Below are 21542 nucleotides of genomic sequence, written 5' to 3'. Positions count from 1 at the left end.
CTTAGAGTTATGGCCTGTCAGGCCGCGTTGGCGCGGCCGCAGGCGATGGCCACGGCTTCGATCAGGTCGTCGCCCGAATAAGGCTTGGTCACCAGCCGGACGTCCGGGAACGCGCCCCTGATTTCGTCCGAATCCGAATAGCCGGAGGCGAACACGAACGGCACGCCCTCGCTGCGAAGCCGCGCGGCGAAACCAAGCGTCGAAACGCCGCCAAGCATCAGGTCGACCACCGCGGCGTCGAAGTGTGACGGCAGCGCCTGTCCGTCCACCTCCGTGAGTTCGCGCGCGATCGTCACGTCCGCGGCGCCGTGGTCGCGGCAAAGCTGCTCGACATCCATCGCGATCAGGAACTCGTCTTCAAGGACGAGGATACGCAGTCCGTCAAGCAATGCTGGCACCTATCAGTGTCTCCTCGGCAGGGCGGCACTCATGCAGCGAATCCGCCGCCATGTCATTTAAAAAAGACATGGGCCTTTCATGCCTCGCGGAACCCCTGCCGGTGTCAAACGTTTCCATGCGCCCATGAGGGCAGGGATTTCGAAGAGGGGTCGAAATGTCCAGCCAAAGCGCACGTTCGATTGCCAGTCGTCAATACCCTTGCGAAAAGTGTCCGCTGCGCCCGTTGCCCGCTTTTCGCGAATTCGACAAGCAGGAATTGTCATTCATCAGCACCTTCAAGCGCGGTGAGCTCGCCGTCGACAAGGGGGCGACGGTCCTGGTCGAAGGCAGCCATAGCGCACATCTCTATACCGTGCTGTCCGGCTGGGCGTTCCGTTACAAGCTTTTGCCTGACGGACGACGGCAGATCCTCAATTATTCCATGCCTGGCGACCTCATCGGCCTGCAAGGCAGCCTGATGGGCGAGATGCAGCATTCCGTCGAAGCCCTGTCGCCGATGCTGCTTTGCGTCTTCGAACGCGAGCAGTTGCATGAACTCTACCGCAATTATCCCGGCCTTGCCTACGACATCACCTGGATCGCGTCGCGCGAGGAACGGATGCTGGACGAGAACCTGCTCAGCATTGGCCGCCGCACCGCCCTCGAACGTGCCGCCTATCTCATCGCCTTCATCGCCAGCCGGGCCCGCGGCGTCGGCCTCAATGGCAAGACGCCGGTGCGAATCCCGATCACGCAACAGCACATCGCCGACACGCTCGGCCTGTCGCTGGTTCACACCAACAAGACGATCCGCAAGCTGATGGACCGCAAGCTCGTGATGTGGCGAGACGGCGGCTGCGAAGTGATCGATTATGATGGGCTGAAGAAGCTCGCCCGCTGGGAGGGGCTCGGCGAAGAACGCCGACCGCTTATCTAGGGCGGTCAGAACCGCTAAGCTTGGAACCTTGGCGCAGAATCGACGTTGAAATCCATGCAAACGCAAGGAGTTAGAGAATGGCAACCGCCGCGGGCAAATCAGCAGCAGATCAAGCCACCACCGCCGACCTCGAGGCCGATATCGAGCAATTGAAAGCGGATATCCAGAAACTCACCGAGCAGCTCGCCAAGACCGGCCAGCATGGCTATGGCGCGGCCCGTCGCGCCGCCGCGGACGGCGTCGAACAACTGCGCGCGCAGGGCGAAGCCGCGTTCGACAGCATGCGGGGAAGTGCCGAGGACATGGAAGCGCAGCTGATAGCAAAAGTGCGCGAGAAGCCGGTGACGTCGCTGGCGATCGCGGCTGGCGTCGGCTTCCTCTTCGCCCTCCTGTCCCGCCGCTAGCCGCAGATGGGGACGCTTGTCTCGCTGATCTCTGCCCTTGCCTCGGGCGAGGCGATGGCCGCTCTGCAAAGAGCGCGGATGACGGCAATCCTCTACGGGCTTGCCGCCATTTTTGCCTTGTGCGGCGTCGGCTTCCTCATCGGCGCAGCCTATGTCTGGCTGGCGGCGCGCTACGGACCGCTGGCGACCAGCCTAGGCTTCGGCATCGGGTTCCTGGTGATCGCCGGGCTCATCCTCGTCGTTCACAAGCTGACGACCAGCATGCGCAGCAGGCGGCGCGCGAGGCGGCGCCAGGCCGACATGACGGCGGTGGGCATTACCGCGGCACTTGCCCTGCTTCCGGCCCTTGCCAAGAGCAAAGGCGGGCTGGGGGCCATTGTCGCGCCCGCTTTGGCCGTCGTCGCCTACGCCATTTATCGCGAGAACGCCAAACCCAAGCCGCGGAAGACGGATCCGGAAGACATGCCTTAGGGCGGTTCAGCGTTTCTCGGAAACGACGAACCGCTCCAAAGGGTCTACTCTGACGGCTGACTGTCGCCACCGCTCCCAAAAGTCATGCTCCGCCTTCGTTCGTCTCAAGAGAGGCGTCGCGGCCGGGTCGCGGAACCTTCGTGCAAAGGACCCGTTACCCGAACGTATCCGCGCTTGAAGCGCCCGCCGCCCCCCGCGCAGCATGGAGGCCAAGTTGACCAAGATCATACCCGGAGACAAAGCGCGCCAGGGACATTGGGGCTGGCATGCGCTCAGGATACTCATCGCCGGGCTGTTGCTCGCCTTCATCGCATGGGGAGCGGTCGAAATTTACGGGGAGTTGATCAAGTCGCCGACGACGCAGCAGAGCGTGCCGGAAGCGCCTGCGGCGGCGCAGAAATCCGGCCAGGGCGGCTGATCCTTCGATCACGCCGCCTTTGCCTGCGCATTGCTCGCCGGAACGAGCACTTTCAGTGCGCCGGGGTGGATTTCGATCGTTGTTTCGCGCTCCAGCCTGATCAATTCGCCATCCAGGACCGCGCTGAACTTCCTGGCGGGCGAGCGGATCTTCAGCACGGCCTTGCCAGCTTGATGCACTTCGACATGCGCGCTCTGGCGCAACCGGCCGCGCAGCATGTCGAGCAGCAGCTTTGCCAGGTGATGACGCCGGCGTGCGACGCTGACATAGATGCCGAGCACACCGCCGGCCGGATTGTCGGCATAAGGCAAGTGGCCTTCGCCGAACAGATTGTTGGAGATGCCAATGCCGGTCGTGCGGGTTACGATCTCCGCCTTGCCGACGCTGAGGCTCACTTTAAGCGCCGGCGGGTTCTTGATCGCCGCCCACGCGGCGCGCACGGAGGCTCGCATCTTTCCAAGGCGTGAGCCGAAATCCATTTTCTCGCGCAACTGGACCATCTTGGCGTGCATCCCGACGGAGAACTGGTGCACGAAAGGTTGCCCGTTGGCGCTCGCTATGTCGACGGCGATCACCTCGCCCTCGGCGAAGGCCTTCAAGGCAGCGTCCAGTGTCTGCGGAATGCCTAGGCCGCGCGCAAAGAGGTTCATCGTGCCGGCGGGGAGAATCGCCAGAGCCTTCTTCTTGTTCATGAGGAGGGACGCCGCGGTGGAAATCGTGCCATCGCCGCCGCCGGCGAGAATAACGTCGACGTTGCGCCTGGCGATGGCCTTTTCCAGTGCCGCGGCGATGTCGCGGCCGGCAACGATATCGATCGCCACCGAATGCCCCGCCGCTTCGAGTATCTGACGCAACTGCTCGGAAAACGCTTCGATGTCGATGGTGCGCAAGGTGCCGCCATCCTGGTTCAGCACTGCAGCAAACCGCATGCCCCGCTCCGTCTTGTCATCAAGTCTGGGCTGAAAGACCCATCAGCCGCCGGCTGAACGAAGAGACGGGCGCGAAGGTTCCACCGGAGGTCGAAAGTCCGGGCACCCGGGACGCTCGCCATTTGGAACAACGCTCGGGTCACAACGTTGTGAACCTGTCGACAATGCCGCTGCCGGCCCGCCGCTTATCAGGTCGCCGGAGAAGCCGCATGCACGACATAAGGCACGAGGAGAGACCATCATGATCCGCACCCTTTTTGCAACAACCGCGCTTGCAACGCTGCTTGCCACCGGCGCTTTTGCGCAGACGACAACGCCGGCTCCGGCGCAGGCTCCCGCCGTCGAAAACACGGCTCCGGTTCCGCGTTCCGATGGCGCCCTGATGAGCAACATCATTGGTGAATTCGTCTATAACGGCACCGGCGACGACGCGCAGAACATCGGCAAGGTCGACGATGTCGTTTTCGATTCCAGCGGCAAGGCCAAATCCGCGATCATCGGCGTCGGCGGCTTCCTCGGCGTCGGCACGAAGGACGTGGCCTTCGACTACGGCAAGCTGGAATGGGCCGAGAAGAACGGCGACCGCTGGCTGGTGGCCAAGACCAGCAAGGACGAATTGAACGCCCAGGCGGCATTCGACCGCAAGCCATATGATCCCGCGCCGGCACAGTCCACCGACGCCACGCAGCCCGCGGCAACCGATACCACGGGAACGCAGAAGCAGGCCGCCGCACAGCCGGCCGAGCCGGTGAAGAAGGCGGAGGGTAACCTCGCCACCAACATCATGGGCGAGTCGGTCTATAACGGCACTGCTGACGATGCGCAGAAGATCGGCGACGTGAAGGATATCGTGCTGGCCAAGGACGGCAAGGCGGATTCGCTGGTGATCGGCGTCGGCGGGTTCCTCGGTATGGGCACCAAGAACGTCACCTATGACTTCGCCAAGGCCAAGTGGGCCGAGAAGAACGGCGATCGCTGGCTGGTGGCCGAGACCACCAAGGAGGAGTTGCAGGCGCAGCCGGACTTCAACCGCAAGGCCTATGATCCGGCGCCGGGCTCGACGACGGCCGCGAACAATGCGCCGGCCACGACCACTCCGGCGGTGACATCGTCGAACACCACTTCCGACAAGGGAGCCAAGCCGGCCGAGCCGGCCAAGTCGACCGCCGAGACCAAGCCTGCGACACCGCCTGCCCAGAGCACGGCTGAAAACAAGCCGGCCGATAGCGGCGCGGCCGCCGCCGACCAGACCAAGACCGCTTCGATCGACAAGTCGACGCTGACGGAAATGCCTATGGGCAATATCAGGGTCGATGATCTGAAGGGCACGACGGTCTATGGCGCCAACGACGAGAAAATCGGTTCCATCGGCGACGTCGTGCTGACGCCCGACAACAAGCCGGACGCGGTCGTCATCGATGTCGGCGGGTTCCTCGGCATCGGCGCCAAGGAAGTGGCGGTCGGCATGGACAAGCTCAAATTCATGACCGACAAGGACGGCAAGAAGTACCTCTACACCAACTTTACCAAGGAGCAGCTGCAGGCGCAGACGGCCTATGACAAGAGCAGTTACGCCGCTAACCGCGACCAGCAGCGGATGATGTTGAAGTAAGGGAATGGTGAGTAGGCAGTAGGCGAAAAAAGGGGTTGGCAGAGCACTCGGCGGTTGGAGATATTCTACTGCCTACTGCCTACTGCCTACTGCCTACTGCCTACTGCCTACTGCCTACTGCCTACTGCCTACTGCCTACTCACATGCCCAACCACGCCATCTTCCGTCAGCTCCGCCAGCGCCAGCGACTGGTCCAGGTGCTCGGCGCGCCAGGCGAGCATCTTCTCGGCAAATTCCAGTCGCACCGGCAGATAGGCCGGGTCGTTCGCTACATTTTTCAGTTCGCCCGGATCCTTGGTCAGGTCGAACAGAAGCGGCGGCAAACCGCCGCCGAAATGGACATATTTGAAATCCGCCGTGCGGATAGCGGCGAGATTACAGGTGCGAGATTCGATGCCGAAATGGCGTTCGGCGTCGCCCCCCGCAATCGAGCGGAAATCGAACTCCCAATGCGCGGCGTCGCGCCAGGTCTCCGGCTCCTTGCCGTCGATCCAGGGCGCGAGCGAACGGCCGTCGAGGTGGCGCTGCGGCGCGGTGCCGATCAGGTCGAGCAAGGTCGGGAAGATGTCGACGGCTTCGGTGAAACGATCCACGGATGAACCGGCCGCGGCACTCCGGCGCGGGTCGCGGATGATCAGCGGAATGTGGTAGCTGCCGTCGAAGAAGCCGCCTTTGCCGAGCATGAAATGGTCGCCCATCATCTCGGCATGATCGGAGGTGAGCACGATGACCGTATCGTCCCAGGCGCCGGCCGCTTTGATTGCTTCCCAAACGCGGCCGAGTTGTGCATCGACCTCGGAGATCATGCCGTAATAGATCGCGCGGACGCGGCGGAAGTTCTCCTCACTCCAGTCCGACACCTCGCCCTCGATTTCGGGGACGAACTTTGTCCTTTTCTGCGTGGCGAAATCATAGGCGAGGTAGGGGTGGCTCCCGGCTTCGTCCTGCCAGTTTGCCGCGCGCCTGAAGGCGGGACCTTCCGCAGGATCGTACATGGTGTTGTAGGGTTCCGGCACGACGAAGGGCGGGTGCGGACTGATGAAGGAGATATGTGCGAACCACGGCGTGCTCTGCTCGCCGAGCCAGCGAGTGAATTCGCCGGCCAGGAAAGCGGTCGGCGTCTGGTCCTTCGTGTAGACCGGGGGAGCGTTGGTCACGTCGCGTTCCGCTTGCCCTTCGGCGGGGCGGTGGATGCCGGGGCTGCCGGCGCTCGTGTCGATGCCTTGCGCCCGCAGCCATGACAGCCATTGCTTCTGATGCTCGGGCAGGGACTGCCGCACAGTGAAGCCGGGAAGCACGCCTTCATAGCTGCGCAGCCGTGGATCCCCGGCGGCGAGTTGGCGCGGATCGAGCGAGACATCGGTGTAGCCGAACAGGGTCGGGTCATAGCCCGCCGCGCGCGCCGACAGGGCAATGTTGCCGTGGCGCGCATCGAGCGGCGTGCCGTTGCGGCAGACGCGATTGTTCATCTGATAGAGACCGGTATAGAGGCAGGCGCGAGCGGGAGAACATGGCGCGGCGCCGCCATAGTGGCGGCGGAAGAGCACGCCTTCGGCGGCGAGAGCGTCCACATTCGGCGTCTTCACCACCGGATGGCCGGCCGCCGACAGGCAATCGCCACGCCACTGGTCGCAGGTGATGAGGAGAACGTTCGGGCGGCCCGTCGGATTTTCCAAGACTGTCTCCTTGTGAAGCGCCCAGATGGAACGGAAAATCACCGGCGTTGCAAGCCGACACACCGGTGATGGATTGGTGAACATATTTTGAACAGTCGTTCACTTTTATGACACAGTCCATTCTGTGTTTGCCCGCTTTGCCGCTGGCCGGGCTATCCTCATATTGGCGTGGACAGCGGCGAGGGCCGCACCAAGGACAGGAAGGAGCAATATCATGCTCAATCAGATCAAGGGCCTGCATCACGTCACCTCGATGGCGAGCGATGCGCGCCGCAACAATGAGTTCTTCACGAAGAAGCTCGGCCTGCGCCGCGTCAAGAAGACGGTCAATTTCGACGCGCCGGACGTTTACCATCTCTACTACGCGGACGAGGTCGGCACGCCGGGTTCAGTGATGACCTATTTCCCGTTTCCCGATATCGCCAAGGGCCGGCACGGCGTCGGCGAAGTCGGTACCACGGTGTTTTCGGTGCCGGAAGGCACGCTCGCTTATTGGGAAAAGCGCTTTGCCGACGAGGGCGTCGGCAATGTTGCCCGCACTGAGGCTTTTGGCGAGAAGCGGCTCACCTTCACCGGTCCCGACGGCGACAGCTTCGCGCTGGTCGAGGACAAGGCCGACAGCAGGGCGCCCTGGGTCAAGGGCGGGGTCCCCGGCGACGAGGCGATCCGCGGCTTTCACTCGGTCTCGCTCAGGCTGAAGGATGGCGGCGCCACCGAAGAGCTGTTGAAGTTCATGGGTTATGAGGAGGTCGACAAATCCGGCAATGTTCGCCGGCTGGCGATCAAGAACGGCAATGGCGCCGATGTCGTCGACATCGAATCGCTGCCGGGCGCGGGTTTTGCCAATCTCGGCGCCGGCTCGGTGCACCACGTCGCTTTCGCCGTCGAGGATCGCGCGAAGCAGTTGGAGGTGCGCAAGGCGCTGGTCGACACGGGCTATGGCGTGACGCCGGTGATCGATCGCGATTATTTCTGGGCGATCTATTTCCGCACGCCGGGTGGCGTGCTGTTCGAGGTGTCGACCAACGAGCCGGGTTTCGACCGTGACGAGGACACCGCGCATCTGGGCGAGGCGCTGAAGCTGCCATCGCAGCATCAGCATCTGCGGCCCTATCTCGAACAGCATCTGCAGAAGCTGGAAGACTGAGCCATGAGCAAGGACGCTTACATCCACAAAATGCTGCCCGGTTCGCCGGGCAGCCCTCTGCTGTTCGTCTTCCACGGCACCGGCGCCGACGAGAACCAGCTTCTTGGCTTCGGCCGTGAGCTTGTGCCGTCGGCGACGATCATTTCGCCGCGGGGCGATGTGTCCGAGCATGGCGCTGCCCGCTTCTTCCGTCGCACCGGCGAGGGCGTCTACGATATGGACGACCTGGCGCGCGCCACCGAGAAGATGGCGGGCTTCGTCAAGGCACATGTCGAGGCGGCAAAGCCTTCGGCGGTGTTCGGCCTCGGCTATTCCAACGGCGCCAACGTCCTGGCTTCGGTGGTGTTCGCCGAGCCCGGCCTGTTCGACGCCGCGGCGCTTATGCATCCGCTGATCCCGTTCGAGCCTGAAGTGCAAGGCAGCCTTGCCGGTCGTCACATCCTGATCACCGCCGGCAAGCGCGATCCGATCTGCCAGCCCAATCTGACGTCGCGGCTCGAGGCCTATTTGCGCGCCGACGGTGCCGATGTCACAGTGGAATGGCACGACGGCGGGCATGAGGTTCAGCCGAACGAAATCGAGGCGGCGCGGCGGTTTTTCGCGCTGGCGCCGGCTGCCGAAGGAGGCAAGTAAAATGGCTGACCAACTGCCAGAGATCGAGCTGGAGGATCGCGGCTCCAAGGGGCGCTACGTGCTGCGCGGACCAGGCGGCGCCGAGGCCGAGATGACCTTCACCAAGATTGGCGAGCACCAGCTCATCATCGATCACACCGAGGTGCCGGATGTCTTTCGCGGCCAGGGCGCCGGGCTTCGGCTGGTGACCCGTGCGGTCGAGGATGCGCGAGCCGCCGGCAAGAAGATCATCCCGCTCTGCCCCTTTGCCAACGCCCAGTTCCGCCGCCACCCGGAATGGGCGGATGTGCTGAAGCGGTGAGGTTTTTCCTTCTCCCCTGTGGGAGAAGGTGGCCGCAAAGCGGCCGGATGAGGGGTGTTCCAGGGAAAGCCAGCGGCTCATCCGCTGGAATACCCCTCATCCGTCTCGGCGCTGCGCGCCGACCCACCTTCTCCCGCAAGGGGAGAAGGAAGAGGCCCAGCCTTGGCATTTGCACGGCTTGGCCATCTTGCCTAAGTTGGCGGTTCGCTCGGACGAACCTGTCGTCCCGCCCGTCACTGATTTGAATGGCTCCCCTGATGACCGATACCGACCTGATCCCCGTTTTCGACGGACACAACGACACGCTGCTTCGACTCTACCAGTCGAAGGAAGCCGACGTCGAAAAGCTGTTCATCGAGGGGACGCCGGGTGGCCATATCGACCTGCCGCGCGCCAAAAAGGGTGGCTTTGCCGGCGGTATGTTCGCGATCTTTCCGCCGCCGGTCGAAAAGTCGAAGCGCAGCGCCGTGCCGCCGGCGCCGAGCGACAACGAGCCTCTGCCGCCGGAACTGCCGCAGGCCGAGGCGATCACCTCGACCATCGGCATGGCCTCGATCCTGTTCCGGCTGGAGCGCGCCGGCGCGCTGACTATATGCCGCAGCGCCGGCGATGTGCGCGCCGCCATGGCGAAGGGCTCGATCGCGGCGATTTTCCACATCGAAGGCGTCGAGGCAATCGACCCCGAGCTTGCCATGCTCGACGTGTTGCACGCCGCCGGCCTGCGTTCGCTGGGCATCGTCTGGAGCCGGCCGAACGCCTTCGGCAATGGCGTGCCGTTCCGCTTTCCGTCATCGCCCGATACCGGGCCAGGTCTCACCGATGCCGGCAAGGCGCTGGTCAAGGCGTGCAACAAGCTCAGGATCATGATCGACCTCTCGCATCTCAACGAGAAGGGTTTTCGCGACGTGGCCGATCTTAGCGATGCGCCGCTGGTCGCCACCCATTCCAACGTGCATGCGATCTGCGGCCATTCGCGCAATCTGACCGAGTGGCAGCTCGGCGCGATCCGCGAGTCGGGCGGCATGGTCGGCCTGAACTTCGCCACCGGCTTCCTGCGCGAAGACGGCCGCATGAATGCCGACACCAGCATCGACATCATGGTGCGCCACATCGATTCGCTACTGCAGGCGCTGGGCGAGGACGGCGTCGGCCTGGGTTCCGATTTCGACGGCGCGATGATCCCGGCCCCCATCGGCGACGTCGCCGGCCTGCCCAAGTTCATCGACGCGCTAGCCGCGCGTGGCTTTGGCCGCGCGCTGATCGAGAAGATCGCCTACCGGAACTGGTTGAGCGTGCTGGAGCGCACCATAGGGTGAAGCGCGCCTACTGGTCGTAGCCGATGCGCTTCAGCCATTCCTTGCCGACGCCGCGGTCGCGGATGATCGGCAAGGGATTTTCCGCATCGAGCCGGGCACAGATGCGGTAGACCTCCAGCGTCTCGGCATTCATCTCGCCGCGCTTGAAGAAGAACATCGCCGCTGCATAACGGGTGCGGCCGGACCACATATCGCCCAGCGGCGTGTTGACCAACTGCCACTGCTCGGCGGCTTCCGTCGCCGTGTCGGAATCTTCCGCTGCGCTCGGCATCTCAGAAATCCGCCGGGGGATTGGCTGTGCGGCGGTCGAGCTTGATGAAGGGACGCGGCACCACCTTCGCCTTCTTCATCAGCTTCTGGTACTGCAGCTCGCGCATGGCGTAAATCTCGACCCAGAGGTCGTCGACGATCGTGTCGCCATAGGGCCGCTGCAAGGAGGCAAGCGCGATGTTGCGCTTGGCCATGGGCGACCACATCGCCGCACTGACCAGCCCAACCTCGTGGCTTTTGCGGTAGTAGACGATGGCATGCTCGGCCGGGATGTTGCCTTCGATCTCCAGCCCGACCAGCACATGGTGCAGCTTTTTCCTGGCCCGGGCCTCGAGGATGGCGCGGCGGCCGTTGAAGTGCCCTTTCTCGGGATCGACCATGAAACCAAGGCCGATCTCGTCGGGCATGCGCAGGCGGTCGGCGCGGATGGCGTGCTCGGAGGCGGTGAAGTCGGCATTGGCGACGATGAGGCCGGCTTCCAGCCGGGCGCGGTTCAGCGCCGTGTAGCCGATCGCGCGGATGCCGCGCAGCTCGCCCGCCGCCATCAGCCGGTCCCAGAGGCTCAGCGCCTTGTCGGCCGGCACGAACAGTTCGTAGCCGAGATCGCCGGTGAAGCCGGTGCGCGAGATGGTGATGGTGGCGCCATCATGCGCGAACTCGGCGAGGTCGAAGATCTTCAGCCGCTCGACTCCGGCGAAGCCCGCGTCGCGCAGGATGGCGAAGGAGGTCGGGCCCTGCAGCGCCAGCCCGGCGACCGCTTCGGTCTCTTCCTCGACGCTCACCTCATAGCCGATGGCGCTGTCGAGCAGCCAGGGCAGATGCCGTTCCTGCGAGCACAGCCGGAAGCGCGTGGACGACAGTCGGAAGAGCGTGCCGTCGTCGAGCACGAAACCTTCGTCGTCGCACCAGGCGGTGTAGTGGACGCGGCCTGGTTTCAGCTTCGTCACATCGCGCAACGTGACGCGGTCGAGATAGGCCTCGGCGTCCGGGCCTTCGATCCGGTACTTGGTCATCGGCGAGATGTCGAACAGCGCCGCCTGGCTGCGGATGGCGAAATATTCGAGCTCCTCGTCCCACAACGAATGCGGCGCGCGGTAGCCGGCCCAGCTGTACCAATCCTGCTTCAGACCCAGCGCGTCAATGCGCGGCTGGAACGGCGTGCCGAGCCGCAGCGTGCGGAAATGGGATTGCGCTGCGCTGCGCGCGGACTTGATTTTCACATGACGATTCATGACGGCGTTCCTTCGCGCCCCCCTCTGTCCTGCCGGACATCTCCCCCACAAGGGGGGAGATTGGCAGTCGTCCCAGCTTTCGCCAATCGCCAACGTTGCAAGAGGTGAGCCGGGCGGGCGGACAGCTGATCTCCCCCCAAGTGGGGGAGATGGCCGGCAGGCCAGAGGGGGGCGCCGTAGAGCGCTGCGTTTGTGAATAGCGAAATCATCCTCATGCCCTCATAGCGATGATGCGGCGCGCGGCGTTGAGGCCGGGCGCGCCGGAGATGCCGCCGCCCGGATGCGAACCGGCGCCGGCCAGGAACAGGCCTTCGAGCGGCGTGTCGTAGCCCGACCAGCCGGAGACCGGCCGCGACATCAGCATCTGGTCAGCCTGCAGTTCGCCGTGGTGCCAGTGGCCGCCGGGCATGCGGTAGCGCGCCTCGATGTCAGCCGGGGTCAGCAACTCGGCATGGCGCACCGTCGCGCCGATCCCTGGCGCATAGGCTTCAAGCTGCGCCATGATCGCCTTGAGGAAGTGCGGCTTGCCGGCGGTCCAGCCCTGTTTCAGCGCGTAGGGCGCGTATTGCACCACGGCCGAGAGCACGCAGGCGCCGGACGGCGCGAGCGATTGATCGGCAAGGCTGGGCAGCGTGATCTCCATCACCGGCTCGGGCGAGAACTCACCATATTTGGACGGGTTGAAGGCGCACTCGACATGATCGGGCGAGGGCGCGATGACGAGGCGGCCCTTGTGGCCGGCGGCATCGACGCCTGTGAATTGCGGCGGCCGGTCGAGCGCCAGATGCAGCTTGGCCGCATCACCCTTCATGCGGATATTCTTCACCTTGCGCAGGAAGCCGGTATCGACCTCGCGCGGGCCGACGAGGTCGAGGATCGTCGTCGCCGGATTGATGGCGGAAACGACGGTCCTGGCGCGCAGCGTCTCGCCTTTCTGCGTGACGACGCCGACGGCGTGGCCCTTTTCGACGATCACCTTGGCGACCGGCGAGACCGGGCGGATCATAACGCCAGCCTTCTCCGCAGCGGAGCGGATGGCGTCGACGACGGCGCCCATGCCACCTTTCGGCTGTATCTGCGCCCCGGCGAGGCCACCGATCTCGCCGGCCAGCCTATAATACAGCCCGAGCAGCGAGGTCGGCGAGCGCGGCCCGAGGTGACTGCCCAAGGTCGCATCGAAGGCGAGCAGGCCCTTCAGCCTGTCGTCCGAGAGCTGCTCGTCGAGCAGGTCATAGACGTTCATCAGAAGCAGGCGCAGGAAATCACGCATGTCTTCCTTGCCGAGCTTCTTCAGCGCCAGCGCGGTCTGGCCAAGCCCGGTCATTTCGGCGAGCGACATGCCGCCGAGATCGGGCGGCCGGCGCGACAGAAAGGGTTTCAGGATGCCGGCATAGCGCAGCAGCTGCGCGCGCAGTTCCTTCCAAGCCGACTGCTCCGACGGGCTGGCGCCGGTCAGCACCTCGCCATAGGCGCCGTGCAGCACCAGCGGACCATCCTTCGACAGCGCGACCGAGGGCACGAAATCGCCGCGCTCGACCTTGAGGCCATGGCGCTCCAGCTCCAGCGTCTTCATCACATCGGGATGCAGGCGGTTGAGCAGATGGGCGACCGCCGAGACGCGAAAGCCCGGCGCGAACTCCTCGGTGCGCGCCGCGCCGCCGATTTCGTTGCCGGCCTCGAGCAACAGCACCTTGCGGCCGGACCTCGCCAGCGTGGCGGCCGCGACGAGGCCGTTATGGCCGCCGCCGATGACGATGGCATCCCAGTTCAAATCAGATGACGTCATGGGCGGGGCTCATATGCAGGGTTGGCTTGGCGAGATCGCGCAGGATCTCGGCGGCGGCGTTGCGTCCGGGCGCGCCCATGACGCCGCCGCCGGGATGAGTGGAGGAGCCGCACATATAGAGCCCGCCGACCGGCGAGCGATATTGCGCGTAGCCCGGCACCGGGCGGTTGAAGAGCAGCTGGTCGAAGGTGAGCTCGCCCTGGAAAATGTTGCCCTCGGTGAGGCCGACCTCGGCCTCGATCTCGCGCGGCGTGCGCACTTCCATATGGACGATGCGGTCGCGGAAGCCGGGCGAGTAATCGGCGATCTGGGAAATCACGCTTTCGGCGAAGCCGTCGCGGTCGGCAGCGGTCCACTCGCGTCCGTCGATCTTGGGCGGCGCGTATTGCACGAAGCAGCTCATGAAATGCTTGCCCGGCGGCGCCATGGTCGGATCGAGCGTGGTCGGGATCATCATGTCGAGGAAGGGATCGGCCGACCAGCGTCCGGCCTTCCAGTCGTCATAGGCGCGCTCCATGCGCTCGATGGAATCGGTGAAGTGCATGTCGGCGCGATAGACCGGCGAATCCTTGGGCAGAGCCGGGAATTCGGGCAGCGAATCCAGCGCGATGTTGACCTTGCCGGACGAGCCGCGGATTTTGAAATTGCGGACGCGGCGCAGGAAAATGTCGGGCAGTTCCTTCTCCTCGACAAGCTTCAGGAAGGTTCGCTTCACGTCGGCGTTGGAGATGACGAGCTTGCCGAAGATCTCCTCGCCGCCGGCGAGCACGACACCCTTGGCCTTGCCGCTTTTGATCAGCACATGGTCGACCTCGGAGCCGGTGCGGATGGTGCCGCCCGAGGCCTTGAAGGATGCGGCCAGCGCCTTGGTCACGGAGCCCATGCCGCCGCGCGCATAGCCCCAGGCGCCGACGGAACCGTCGACCTCGCCCATATAGTGGTGGAGGAGCACATAAGCCGTCCCGGGCGACATCGGGCCGAGCGCGGTGCCGATGATGCCGGAGATCGCGAAGTTCGCCTTGATGACGTCGGTCTCGAAATACTCGTCGAGGAAATCCGAGATCGACATCGTCCAGAAGCGCAGGGTCAGTACCATCTCCTCGGCGGTGAGACCGGCGAACTTCTTGCCGAGATAGAGCAGTTCGCCGAGGTCGCGCGGCCTGAAGCTGGTCGGGTCGGGCGCGGTGCGCATCAAGAGCGGCTGGATGAAGCGGCACTGCCTGGTGACATCGCGCGAATAGCGGTCATAGGCCTCGGCGTCGCGCTTTGAAAAGCGCGCAAACTCGCGGCGGTGCGCATCATGATCGCGATAGTTGGCGAGGTAGTCGCCGTCGCGCGTGAACACCGCGCCGCCTTCATAGGAGATCACCTGCAGGCCGAAGCGCGGCAGCTCCAGATCGCGCATGATCTCGGGCCGGAACAGCGAGCAGACATAGGAGCAATTCGAGTAGAGGAAGCCCGGCGTCAGCTCGCGGCTGGTGGCCGCGCCGCCGACCCAGTCGTTCTTCTCGACCACCAGCACATCCAGCCCGGCGCGCTGCAGGTAACAGGCGTTGACCAGCCCGTTATGGCCGCCGCCGATCACGATCGCGTCCCATGCCTTCATCTGCGCTCAACCTCCATCCGCCGCCCTAACTTCTTGTTTTTATGCAATTCCGGCTGGAAACCCGCTTCACACTTTTCCCGGGATTGCTCGGTGCTGTCTGTTCCCCGATTTCTCGAATTTGGCACGGATCACGGTTTTTTGTCCAGCCATATTGAATGAATGTTCAACAAATGGTGTTGCGTTTTCCCGTTGATGCGCTAGGCTTTGCCTTGATTTCTGGGGACTGATCCACATCGGCACTTGGGGTTGAAGATCCGATGATCGAGACGGCTGACACCGAGCCGGAGTATGACGACACGGCCATTCGCTTCCTCGAAGCGCTGTGGGGCGAGGGCTACCTGTCGCCGGGCGGTCCGGACGAGGTCGACCGCGTGGTCGAAGGCCTCTCGCTCAAGGGCAAGACGATCCTCGATATCGGCTGCGGCGCCGGCGGCATCACGCTTCATCTGGTCGCGAGGCACGGCGCTGCTCATGCCACCGGCTTCGATGTCGAGAAGCCGGTGATCGAAACGGCGAGGCGAGGGGCGGCCAGGCAAGGCCTCGAGCGCCGCGTCAGCTTCGTCCAGGCGCCGCCCGGGCCGCTGCCTTTCACCGACGCTTCCTTCGACGTCGTCTTCTCCAAGGACGCGCTGCTGCATGTGCCGGACAAGGACGCGCTGTTTTCCGAGATCTTTCGCGTGCTCAGACCCGGCGGGGTGTTCGCGGCATCGAACTGGATGATCGGGCATGACGGCGAGCCGTCGCCTCAGATGAAGGCCTATGTCGCGGCCGAAGGGCTCTCCTTCGCCATGGCCTCGCCGGCGCGCTACGCCGAGGCGATGCGGCGCGCCGGCTTCACCGACATCACCGTCCGCGACCGCAATCCATGGTATCGCGAGGTGGCGCGGTAGGAACTCGCCCGGCTGAAAGGACCGCTCTACGCCCGGGCCGCGGCGGCGGTCGGCGCGGCCTATGTCGACAAGAACATCAAGACCTGGGAGGCAATGCAGAAGGTGCTTGACAGTGGCGAGCACCGCCCCACTCATCTGCGCGGTTGGAAGCCGGTCGGATAGCCGGCAATGCTGGAGACCGTCACACCCATGAAGACTGCAGCGGCGAGCGATGCTCTCTCCGAAACGGCGCAAAAGGGCGAGGCCGAAAAGCGCGGCCGCAAGGCTTCGAAAGAGGTCAGGCAACTGCAGCTGATCGAGGCGACGATCGATTCACTGGCCAAGCGCGGCTATGCCGAAACGACGATGGCGGATGTGGCCGACGGCGCCGGCCTGTCGCGCGGCATCGTCAACTTCCATTTCGAGAGCAAGGAAAAGCTGCTCATCGCCACGCTGCAGCATATGTATGACGAGTATTCGGCGCATTGGCGCACATCCCTGCAGAAGGCCGGCGACGATCCGGCAAGGCAGCTGCAGCAACTGGTCTGGGCCGATTTCGACCGCTCGATCTGCAACAAGCGCAAGCTCGCCGCCTGGCTTGCCTTCTGGGGCGAAGCCAAATCGCGGCCGACCTATCAGGCGCTGAGCAGTTCGCGCGACGCCTATTACCAGCAGGTCTTCATCGATCTCTGCGCGACGCTCAAGGCAAGTGGTGGCTACAGCTACGAACCGCAGGTCATAGCGCTGGCGCTGTCGGCGATGCTCGAGGGCCTTTGGCTGCGGCTGATGATGGGGACGGAGGACACCACGCGCGAGACAGCCTTGCAGGCGGCCAACGCATTTTTGGCCGCCGCTTTTCCGAAGCACTACGGGTAGCAACAGCCGGCCAGCAAGACCGGTATGAATCAAAAAACCAAAAGAGGATGGAACAACATGAGAAAACTTAGCCGACGCCTGACTTTGACATTAGCGCTTGGCGGCGCGCTCGCGGCTTCGGCGGCGGCGTTCGCCGTCGCCGCCGACAAGGACCTGATCGTGTTCGACTGGTCCGGCTACGAGGATCCGAGCTTCCACGGCAAATATGTCGAGAAGAACGGCGACTCGCCGACCTTCGCCTTCTTCGGCGACGAGGACGAGGCGTTCGAGAAGGTGCGCTCCGGCTTCAAATCCGATCTCGGCCATCCCTGCTCGCAGAGCGTGGTGAAGTGGCGCGAGGCGGGCCTGCTGCAGCCGCTCGACACCTCGAAGATCGCCGGCTGGAAGGACCTCAATCCCGGCATCATGGCGATGAAGGATCTCGCCACCACTTCCGACGGCAAGGCCTGGTTCATGCCGTGGGACTGGGGCGATACCCAGCTGACCTACAACTCCGACAAGATCGCTGAGAAGGACGTGCAGTCGCTGAAGGTGTTCGCCGATCCGAAGTACAAGGGAAGGGTCTCGATCGGCGACAATGTCGACGACGCCTATGCGCTGGCCAGCCTCGCCATCGGGCTCAAGGACTGGACCAAGATGACCGACGACCAGTTCAAGCAGGCGTCCGACTTCCTGCGCCAAGTGCACAAGAACGTCCGCTCCTACTGGACCGACACCACCGACATCGTGCAGTTGCTCTCCGGCGGCGAGGTCGATCTTGCCTGGGCCTGGAACGATGCGACGGTACAGTCGGTGAAGGCCGGCGTGCCGATCAAGTCGAAGAAGGACACCGACGAGGGCATCTCGACCTGGGTGTGCGGCTATGTGCTGTTCAAGGACGCGCCAGGCAACATCGACAAGGCCTATGACTATCTCAACGCCGTCAACGATCCGGAAGTCGCGAAGGTGCTGGTCAAGGATTGGGGTTACGGACAGGCCAACGCCAAGGGCATGGCCGGTGTCGACCCGGCGATCCTGAAGGAAAAGGGCTACGACGATGTCGGCAAATTCGTCGACAAGACGCTGTTCCAGCAGCCGTTGCCCTCCGAGCTCAAGCTGAAGATGATCGCCGAGTTCGAGAAGATCAAAGCCGGCTATTGAGCTCTGTCTTGGGGTCTCGCCTGCTCCGCATCAAAGCGGAACGGGCGGGCTCGTCAAAGCCTCGCAATTCTCCTAACCTCCCCTCATGCGTCCGCGATGGGGGAGTTTTCGCGCCATGACATCCATGCTTCGCCGCCTTGCCTTGGCCGCCGTCGTCACCGTCGGCGCGGGTGTTGCCTATGCGCTTGCCGAAGGTGGCGGCGGCGACCTCGTCGTCTTCGACTGGTCGGGCTACGAGGATCCGCTGCTGCATCCGGCCTATACCGCCAAATACGGCGCCGAGCCGACCTTCTCTTTCTTCGGCGACGAGGACGAGGCCTTCGAAAAGATGCGCGCCGGCTTCAAGGCCGACGTCGCGCATCCCTGTTCGCAGAGCGTGGTGAAGTGGCGCGAGGCCGGCCTGCTGCAGCCGCTCGATACCTCCAAGATCGCCGGCTGGAAGGATCTCAACCCAGGCATCATGGCGATGAAGGATCTGGCGACGACATCCGACGGCAAGGCGTGGTTCATGCCGTTCGACTGGGGCAACACCTCGCTGCTCTACCGTACCGACAAGGTCACCAAGGACGAGGCGCAGTCGCTGAAGATCTTCGCCGATCCCAAATTCAAGGGCCGCGTCACCATCGGCGACAATGTCGACGACGCCTATGCGCTGGCGAGCCTGGTCATCGGCCTGAAGGACTGGACCAAGATGACGGACGAGCAGTTCAAGCAGGCGTCCGCCTTCCTGCGCGGCGTGCATAAGAACGTCCGCTTCTACTGGACCGACGATACCGACCTCAACCAGGCCTTCACGGGCAACGAAGTCGACCTGGTCTGGGGCTGGAACGAGACCTATGTGACGTTGAAGGGCCAGGGCATGCCGATCGCCATGAACCGCGACACCAAGGAAGGCATCTCGACCTGGGTGTGCGGCTATGTGCTGCTCAAGGATGCGCCGGGCAAGCTCGACCAGGCCTATGATTTCCTGAGCGCCGTCAACGCGCCGGACGTTTCGGAGTATATGGTGAAGACCTTCGGCTACGGTCACGGCAACAGCGCGGGCATGGCGGCGATGGACCAGAAGCTGCTGACCGAACGCGGCTTCGACAATCTCGACAAGTTCCTCGACAAGACGCTGTTCCAGCAGCCGATAGCGCCGGACCTGAAGCAGCGCATGGTCGCCGAGTTCGAGAAGATCAAGGCCGGCTATTGAGCAGCACCATTGAGAGAACCGATGTCGTCATCGTCGGCGCCGGATTCACCGGCCTGTCGGCGGCGCTTGAGTTGAAGCGCGCCGGCATCGATTTCCTTGTGCTGGAAGCGCGCGACCGCGTCGGCGGGCGGGCGGAAGCCAGGCCAAACGGACTTGGCGAACTCATCGACAGCGGCGGCCAATTCCTGTGCCAGGACATGCCTGAGTTGATGGCGCTGGCCAAGGCGCGCGGCAAGACCTTCGTCGAGACCTATATCGAAGGCGAGTTCATCACCCATCCGTGGATGTCGGCAGAGGAAGCCGAGCGGACCTATCAGGTCGCGATGGCGATCCGTGAGCGCATGAACAGGATCGAGCCGGACGATGCCTCGATCGCCGGGCTGACCGTGGCGACATGGCTCGAGCGCCAGAAGGATACGGCCGACGCCAAGGCCGCGTTCCGGTCGATGATCGAGGGGCTGTGGTGCCTGGCGCTGGACAAGGTGCCGCTTTGGTACCTGATCGACAACGACCGTCGCATCACCAATGAGGTGTTCGAGCTGCAGTATTTTCTGCGCGAGACCATGCAGTCGCTGGCCGACGATCTGGCCGGCGATCTCGCCGGCCGGCTCCGGCTCGGCGAAGCCGCGACGCGGATCGAGCGTGGGCCGCGAGGCGTTCGCGTGATCTCGGCCCGCGGCGTCATCGAAGCGCGCTCGGCGCTGCTTGCCCTGCCGCCGGCGACGGCCGCGAAACTCGACTTCGCGCCTGCCTTGCCTGCCGAGCTTGCAAAGGCGCTAAGCGTCTGGGAAAGCGGCTCGGTGATCAAGATCCTGGTGCGGTATGCCAGCCCGTTCTGGCGCGAGCGGGACCTGTGCGGCATGGTCATGTGGCGCGACCAGGCGGGGCTGTTCGCCTGCGACGCCAGCACAGATGCCGACCATGCCGCTCTGATCGTCTTTGTCGGCGGGCCTCTGGCTCTGCGCTGGCATCCGCTCGATGAGACGGCATTGCGCGCGGAGGTCACTGCGCGGCTCGTGGAGGCGCTTGGCCCACAAGCCGCCGACATTCTCGATTTCAGCGCGCGTGACTGGACGCATGACCGCTGGAGCGGCGGCGCCTATAGCGACCTCATCGTCGATGTAACCGCGCGCGATGCCGAGCGCACCATCCTCGCCGGCGCGCCGCCCGTGTATATCGCCGCTTCGGAAGTCTCGCCGTCTTTCCCCGGCTACGTCGAGGGCGCGATCGTCGCTGGCCGCATTGCGGCCGGCAAAATTCAGTCGGCCATCGCCACCAGCGCCTCAGGGTCGTAGCCGAGACGGATCGAGGTGCCGACCGGGATGTCGTCGGCGCCGAAATCGTTGGTCTCGGTCACCGAGAGCGGCTTTTCCAGCCCTGGTATCTCGACGATCAGGTGCGTGATCTCGCCGAAATAGTGGCGCTCGACGACTTTGCCGGCGACTTCGAATTTCGCCGCCGCATTGTCCCATAGGACGCGCAGCCGTTCCGGGCGGATGCCCAGTGTCGCATTGCCGCCATTGCGCACGAAGGCCTTCGGCTTGTCGGTCTTCACACGGCCGAAACCGAGCGTGTCGAGCACCAGCGAAGCGCCGTTCTCCTCGACGATCTCGGCCTTGACGAAGTTCATGCCGCCAAGGAAGTCTGCGACCTGGCGGTTGATCGGGCGCTGGTAGATCTCCTTCGGCGAGGCGACCTGGGCGATACGGCCGCCGAACATCACCGCGATGCGGTCCGACATCGCCAAGGCCTCGTACTGGTCGTGGGTGACCAGCACGAAGGTGATACCGACCGCCTGTTGCAACCGGCGCAATTCGACCTGCATCTGCTCGCGCAGCTTCTTGTCCAGCGCCGAGAGCGGCTCGTCGAGCAGCAGCACCTTGGGCCGCATGACCAGCGCGCGGGCGAGCGCGACGCGCTGGCGCTGACCGCCGGAGAGTTCGGTGGCGCGGCGCTTGCCGAGGCCGGTGAGCGACACCTGCGCCAGCGCTTCCTCGACACGGCGCTTTTCCTCGCCGGCCCCGAGCTTGAGGCGCTTCAGGCCATAGGCGACATTCTGCTCGACATCGAGATGCGGGAAGATCGCGTAGCTCTGGAACACCATGTTGGTTGGCCGGCGGTTGGCGGGGATGCCGTCCATCGGCTGGCCGTCGACGGCGATTGAGCCGCTCGTCGGCGTATCGAAACCGGCGATCATGCGCAGCAATGTCGTCTTGCCGCAGCCGGAGGGACCGAGCAGCGAGAAGAACTCGCCCTCCCGGATCGCGAGCGAGGCATTGTCCAGCGCCTTGAACGACCCATAGCTGCGCGTAACGTCGCGGATATCGATCATCGTGCGATCCGACT

General features: G+C 64.1%; 22 protein-coding genes. 14 read left to right on the top strand and 8 right to left on the bottom strand.

The window, feature by feature from the left end:
* Positions 1-17 precede the first annotated feature (17 nt).
* Positions 18-398, bottom strand: coding sequence for a response regulator (locus tag DPM33_RS28880; RefSeq protein WP_112100803.1), 381 nt, complete (start codon positions 396-398; stop codon positions 18-20).
* A 155-nt stretch (positions 399-553) separates the two neighbouring features.
* Here DPM33_RS28880 and DPM33_RS28875 point away from each other — a divergent pair, with 155 nt between their 5' ends.
* The 4 genes from DPM33_RS28875 to DPM33_RS28860 all read left to right on the top strand — a co-directional run bounded on the left by DPM33_RS28875 (position 554) and on the right by DPM33_RS28860 (position 2608).
* Positions 554-1315, top strand: a complete 762-nt coding sequence (locus tag DPM33_RS28875) for a Crp/Fnr family transcriptional regulator (protein ID WP_112100802.1) — start codon at positions 554-556, stop codon at positions 1313-1315.
* Between the two features lie 77 nt (positions 1316-1392).
* On the top strand, positions 1393-1719 hold the full coding sequence (locus tag DPM33_RS28870) for an ElaB/YgaM/YqjD family protein (protein WP_112100801.1): 327 nt from the start codon (positions 1393-1395) through the stop codon (positions 1717-1719).
* Between the two features lie 6 nt (positions 1720-1725).
* Positions 1726-2190 carry a phage holin family protein gene (locus DPM33_RS28865; protein WP_112100800.1) on the top strand — a complete coding sequence of 155 codons (465 nt, stop codon included), beginning with the start codon at positions 1726-1728 and terminating at the stop codon, positions 2188-2190.
* Between the two features lie 214 nt (positions 2191-2404).
* The gene (locus DPM33_RS28860; RefSeq protein WP_112100880.1) at positions 2405-2608 is read left to right on the top strand and encodes a hypothetical protein; all 204 of its coding nucleotides are present in this window, start codon (positions 2405-2407) and stop codon (positions 2606-2608) included.
* Positions 2609-2616: 8 nt separating this feature from the next.
* Here DPM33_RS28860 and DPM33_RS28855 read toward each other — a convergent pair whose 3' ends face one another.
* The gene (locus tag DPM33_RS28855; protein ID WP_112100799.1) at positions 2617-3537 is read right to left on the bottom strand and encodes a diacylglycerol/lipid kinase family protein; all 921 of its coding nucleotides are present in this window, start codon (positions 3535-3537) and stop codon (positions 2617-2619) included.
* 241 nt (positions 3538-3778) lie between these two features.
* Between DPM33_RS28855 and DPM33_RS28850 the strand changes: the two genes are divergently transcribed.
* On the top strand, positions 3779-5149 hold the full coding sequence (locus DPM33_RS28850; protein WP_112100798.1) for a PRC-barrel domain-containing protein: 1371 nt from the start codon (positions 3779-3781) through the stop codon (positions 5147-5149).
* Positions 5150-5277: 128 nt separating this feature from the next.
* Here the strand turns inward: DPM33_RS28850 and DPM33_RS28845 are convergent, their stop codons facing one another.
* Positions 5278-6825, bottom strand: coding sequence for an alkaline phosphatase family protein (locus DPM33_RS28845; RefSeq protein WP_245442448.1), 1548 nt, complete (start codon positions 6823-6825; stop codon positions 5278-5280).
* 214 nt (positions 6826-7039) lie between these two features.
* Between DPM33_RS28845 and DPM33_RS28840 the strand changes: the two genes are divergently transcribed.
* The 4 genes from DPM33_RS28840 (at position 7040) to DPM33_RS28825 (ending at position 10222) form a co-directional block, all read left to right on the top strand.
* A complete protein-coding gene (locus DPM33_RS28840; protein WP_112100796.1) occupies positions 7040-7972 on the top strand; it encodes a VOC family protein in 933 nt (310 codons plus the stop codon).
* A 3-nt stretch (positions 7973-7975) separates the two neighbouring features.
* Positions 7976-8605, top strand: a complete 630-nt coding sequence (locus tag DPM33_RS28835) for an alpha/beta hydrolase (protein ID WP_112100795.1) — start codon at positions 7976-7978, stop codon at positions 8603-8605.
* A 1-nt stretch (position 8606) separates the two neighbouring features.
* The gene (locus DPM33_RS28830) at positions 8607-8906 is read left to right on the top strand and encodes a GNAT family N-acetyltransferase (protein ID WP_095767389.1); all 300 of its coding nucleotides are present in this window, start codon (positions 8607-8609) and stop codon (positions 8904-8906) included.
* A gap of 257 nt (positions 8907-9163) precedes the next feature.
* A complete protein-coding gene (locus DPM33_RS28825) occupies positions 9164-10222 on the top strand; it encodes a dipeptidase (RefSeq protein ID WP_112100794.1) in 1059 nt (352 codons plus the stop codon).
* A 7-nt stretch (positions 10223-10229) separates the two neighbouring features.
* Here the strand turns inward: DPM33_RS28825 and DPM33_RS28820 are convergent, their stop codons facing one another.
* The 4 genes from DPM33_RS28820 to DPM33_RS28800 all read right to left on the bottom strand — a co-directional run bounded on the left by DPM33_RS28820 (position 10230) and on the right by DPM33_RS28800 (position 15116).
* On the bottom strand, positions 10230-10493 hold the full coding sequence (locus DPM33_RS28820; protein WP_112100793.1) for a hypothetical protein: 264 nt from the start codon (positions 10491-10493) through the stop codon (positions 10230-10232).
* A gap of 1 nt (position 10494) precedes the next feature.
* Entirely contained in the window at positions 10495-11724 is a 1230-nt protein-coding gene (locus DPM33_RS28815; RefSeq protein ID WP_112100792.1) for an aminomethyl transferase family protein, read from the bottom strand.
* Positions 11725-11935: 211 nt separating this feature from the next.
* A complete protein-coding gene (locus tag DPM33_RS28805; RefSeq protein WP_112100791.1) occupies positions 11936-13510 on the bottom strand; it encodes a phytoene desaturase family protein in 1575 nt (524 codons plus the stop codon).
* Entirely contained in the window at positions 13497-15116 is a 1620-nt protein-coding gene (locus DPM33_RS28800; RefSeq protein WP_112100790.1) for a phytoene desaturase family protein, read from the bottom strand. The genes DPM33_RS28805 and DPM33_RS28800 overlap by 14 nt, the downstream gene beginning before the upstream one ends.
* A 257-nt stretch (positions 15117-15373) precedes the next feature.
* On the opposite strand from DPM33_RS28800, the gene DPM33_RS28795 reads away from it, so the two are divergent.
* The 5 genes from DPM33_RS28795 (at position 15374) to DPM33_RS28775 (ending at position 20491) form a co-directional block, all read left to right on the top strand.
* On the top strand, positions 15374-16006 hold the full coding sequence (locus tag DPM33_RS28795; RefSeq protein ID WP_245442447.1) for a class I SAM-dependent methyltransferase: 633 nt from the start codon (positions 15374-15376) through the stop codon (positions 16004-16006).
* A 168-nt stretch (positions 16007-16174) separates the two neighbouring features.
* The gene (betI, locus tag DPM33_RS28790) at positions 16175-16861 is read left to right on the top strand and encodes a transcriptional regulator BetI (RefSeq protein WP_112100789.1); all 687 of its coding nucleotides are present in this window, start codon (positions 16175-16177) and stop codon (positions 16859-16861) included.
* A gap of 57 nt (positions 16862-16918) precedes the next feature.
* Complete coding sequence (locus DPM33_RS28785; RefSeq protein ID WP_112100788.1) at positions 16919-18001, top strand: ABC transporter substrate-binding protein; 1083 nt, start codon at positions 16919-16921, stop codon at positions 17999-18001.
* Between the two features lie 115 nt (positions 18002-18116).
* Positions 18117-19196: an extracellular solute-binding protein gene (locus DPM33_RS28780; RefSeq protein ID WP_112100787.1), complete on the top strand. Its 1080-nt coding sequence runs from the start codon at positions 18117-18119 to the stop codon at positions 19194-19196.
* Positions 19193-20491 (top strand): flavin monoamine oxidase family protein, encoded by a 1299-nt coding sequence (locus tag DPM33_RS28775; protein WP_112100786.1) that lies wholly within the window; start codon positions 19193-19195, stop codon positions 20489-20491. Before DPM33_RS28780 ends, DPM33_RS28775 begins: the two co-directional genes overlap by 4 nt.
* On the opposite strand, the gene DPM33_RS28770 is transcribed toward DPM33_RS28775, so the two are convergent.
* Positions 20455-21528 carry an ABC transporter ATP-binding protein gene (locus DPM33_RS28770; RefSeq protein WP_112100879.1) on the bottom strand — a complete coding sequence of 358 codons (1074 nt, stop codon included), beginning with the start codon at positions 21526-21528 and terminating at the stop codon, positions 20455-20457. The two genes, DPM33_RS28775 and DPM33_RS28770, sit on opposite strands and share 37 nt — an antisense overlap.
* Between the last annotated feature and the right edge of the window lie 14 nt (positions 21529-21542).

The organism is Mesorhizobium hawassense (assembly GCF_003289945.1).
GTDB classification, from domain to species: domain Bacteria; phylum Pseudomonadota; class Alphaproteobacteria; order Rhizobiales; family Rhizobiaceae; genus Mesorhizobium; species Mesorhizobium hawassense.
The sequence above is the reverse complement of the archived record's forward strand: the minus strand, read 5'-3'. Positions and strand labels throughout refer to the sequence as shown.

Excerpts from the sequence above, each read along its gene's own strand:
- DPM33_RS28855 (WP_112100799.1), bottom strand. The coding sequence starts at position 3,537 with ATGCGGTTTGCTGCAGTGCTGAACCAGGATGGCGGCACCTTGCGCACC.
- DPM33_RS28865 (WP_112100800.1), top strand. The coding sequence starts at position 1,726 with ATGGGGACGCTTGTCTCGCTGATCTCTGCCCTTGCCTCGGGCGAGGCG.
- DPM33_RS28870 (WP_112100801.1), top strand. The coding sequence starts at position 1,393 with ATGGCAACCGCCGCGGGCAAATCAGCAGCAGATCAAGCCACCACCGCC.
- DPM33_RS28825 (WP_112100794.1), top strand. The coding sequence starts at position 9,164 with ATGACCGATACCGACCTGATCCCCGTTTTCGACGGACACAACGACACG.
- betI (WP_112100789.1), top strand. The coding sequence starts at position 16,175 with ATGCTGGAGACCGTCACACCCATGAAGACTGCAGCGGCGAGCGATGCT.
- DPM33_RS28835 (WP_112100795.1), top strand. The coding sequence starts at position 7,976 with ATGAGCAAGGACGCTTACATCCACAAAATGCTGCCCGGTTCGCCGGGC.
- DPM33_RS28830 (WP_095767389.1), top strand. The coding sequence starts at position 8,607 with ATGGCTGACCAACTGCCAGAGATCGAGCTGGAGGATCGCGGCTCCAAG.
- DPM33_RS28795 (WP_245442447.1), top strand. The coding sequence starts at position 15,374 with ATGATCGAGACGGCTGACACCGAGCCGGAGTATGACGACACGGCCATT.
- DPM33_RS28785 (WP_112100788.1), top strand. The coding sequence starts at position 16,919 with ATGAGAAAACTTAGCCGACGCCTGACTTTGACATTAGCGCTTGGCGGC.
- DPM33_RS28800 (WP_112100790.1), bottom strand. The coding sequence starts at position 15,116 with ATGAAGGCATGGGACGCGATCGTGATCGGCGGCGGCCATAACGGGCTG.
- DPM33_RS28850 (WP_112100798.1), top strand. The coding sequence starts at position 3,779 with ATGATCCGCACCCTTTTTGCAACAACCGCGCTTGCAACGCTGCTTGCC.
- DPM33_RS28805 (WP_112100791.1), bottom strand. The coding sequence starts at position 13,510 with ATGACGTCATCTGATTTGAACTGGGATGCCATCGTCATCGGCGGCGGC.
- DPM33_RS28815 (WP_112100792.1), bottom strand. The coding sequence starts at position 11,724 with ATGAATCGTCATGTGAAAATCAAGTCCGCGCGCAGCGCAGCGCAATCC.
- DPM33_RS28820 (WP_112100793.1), bottom strand. The coding sequence starts at position 10,493 with ATGCCGAGCGCAGCGGAAGATTCCGACACGGCGACGGAAGCCGCCGAG.
- DPM33_RS28770 (WP_112100879.1), bottom strand. The coding sequence starts at position 21,528 with ATGATCGATATCCGCGACGTTACGCGCAGCTATGGGTCGTTCAAGGCG.
- DPM33_RS28875 (WP_112100802.1), top strand. The coding sequence starts at position 554 with ATGTCCAGCCAAAGCGCACGTTCGATTGCCAGTCGTCAATACCCTTGC.
- DPM33_RS28780 (WP_112100787.1), top strand. The coding sequence starts at position 18,117 with ATGACATCCATGCTTCGCCGCCTTGCCTTGGCCGCCGTCGTCACCGTC.
- DPM33_RS28840 (WP_112100796.1), top strand. The coding sequence starts at position 7,040 with ATGCTCAATCAGATCAAGGGCCTGCATCACGTCACCTCGATGGCGAGC.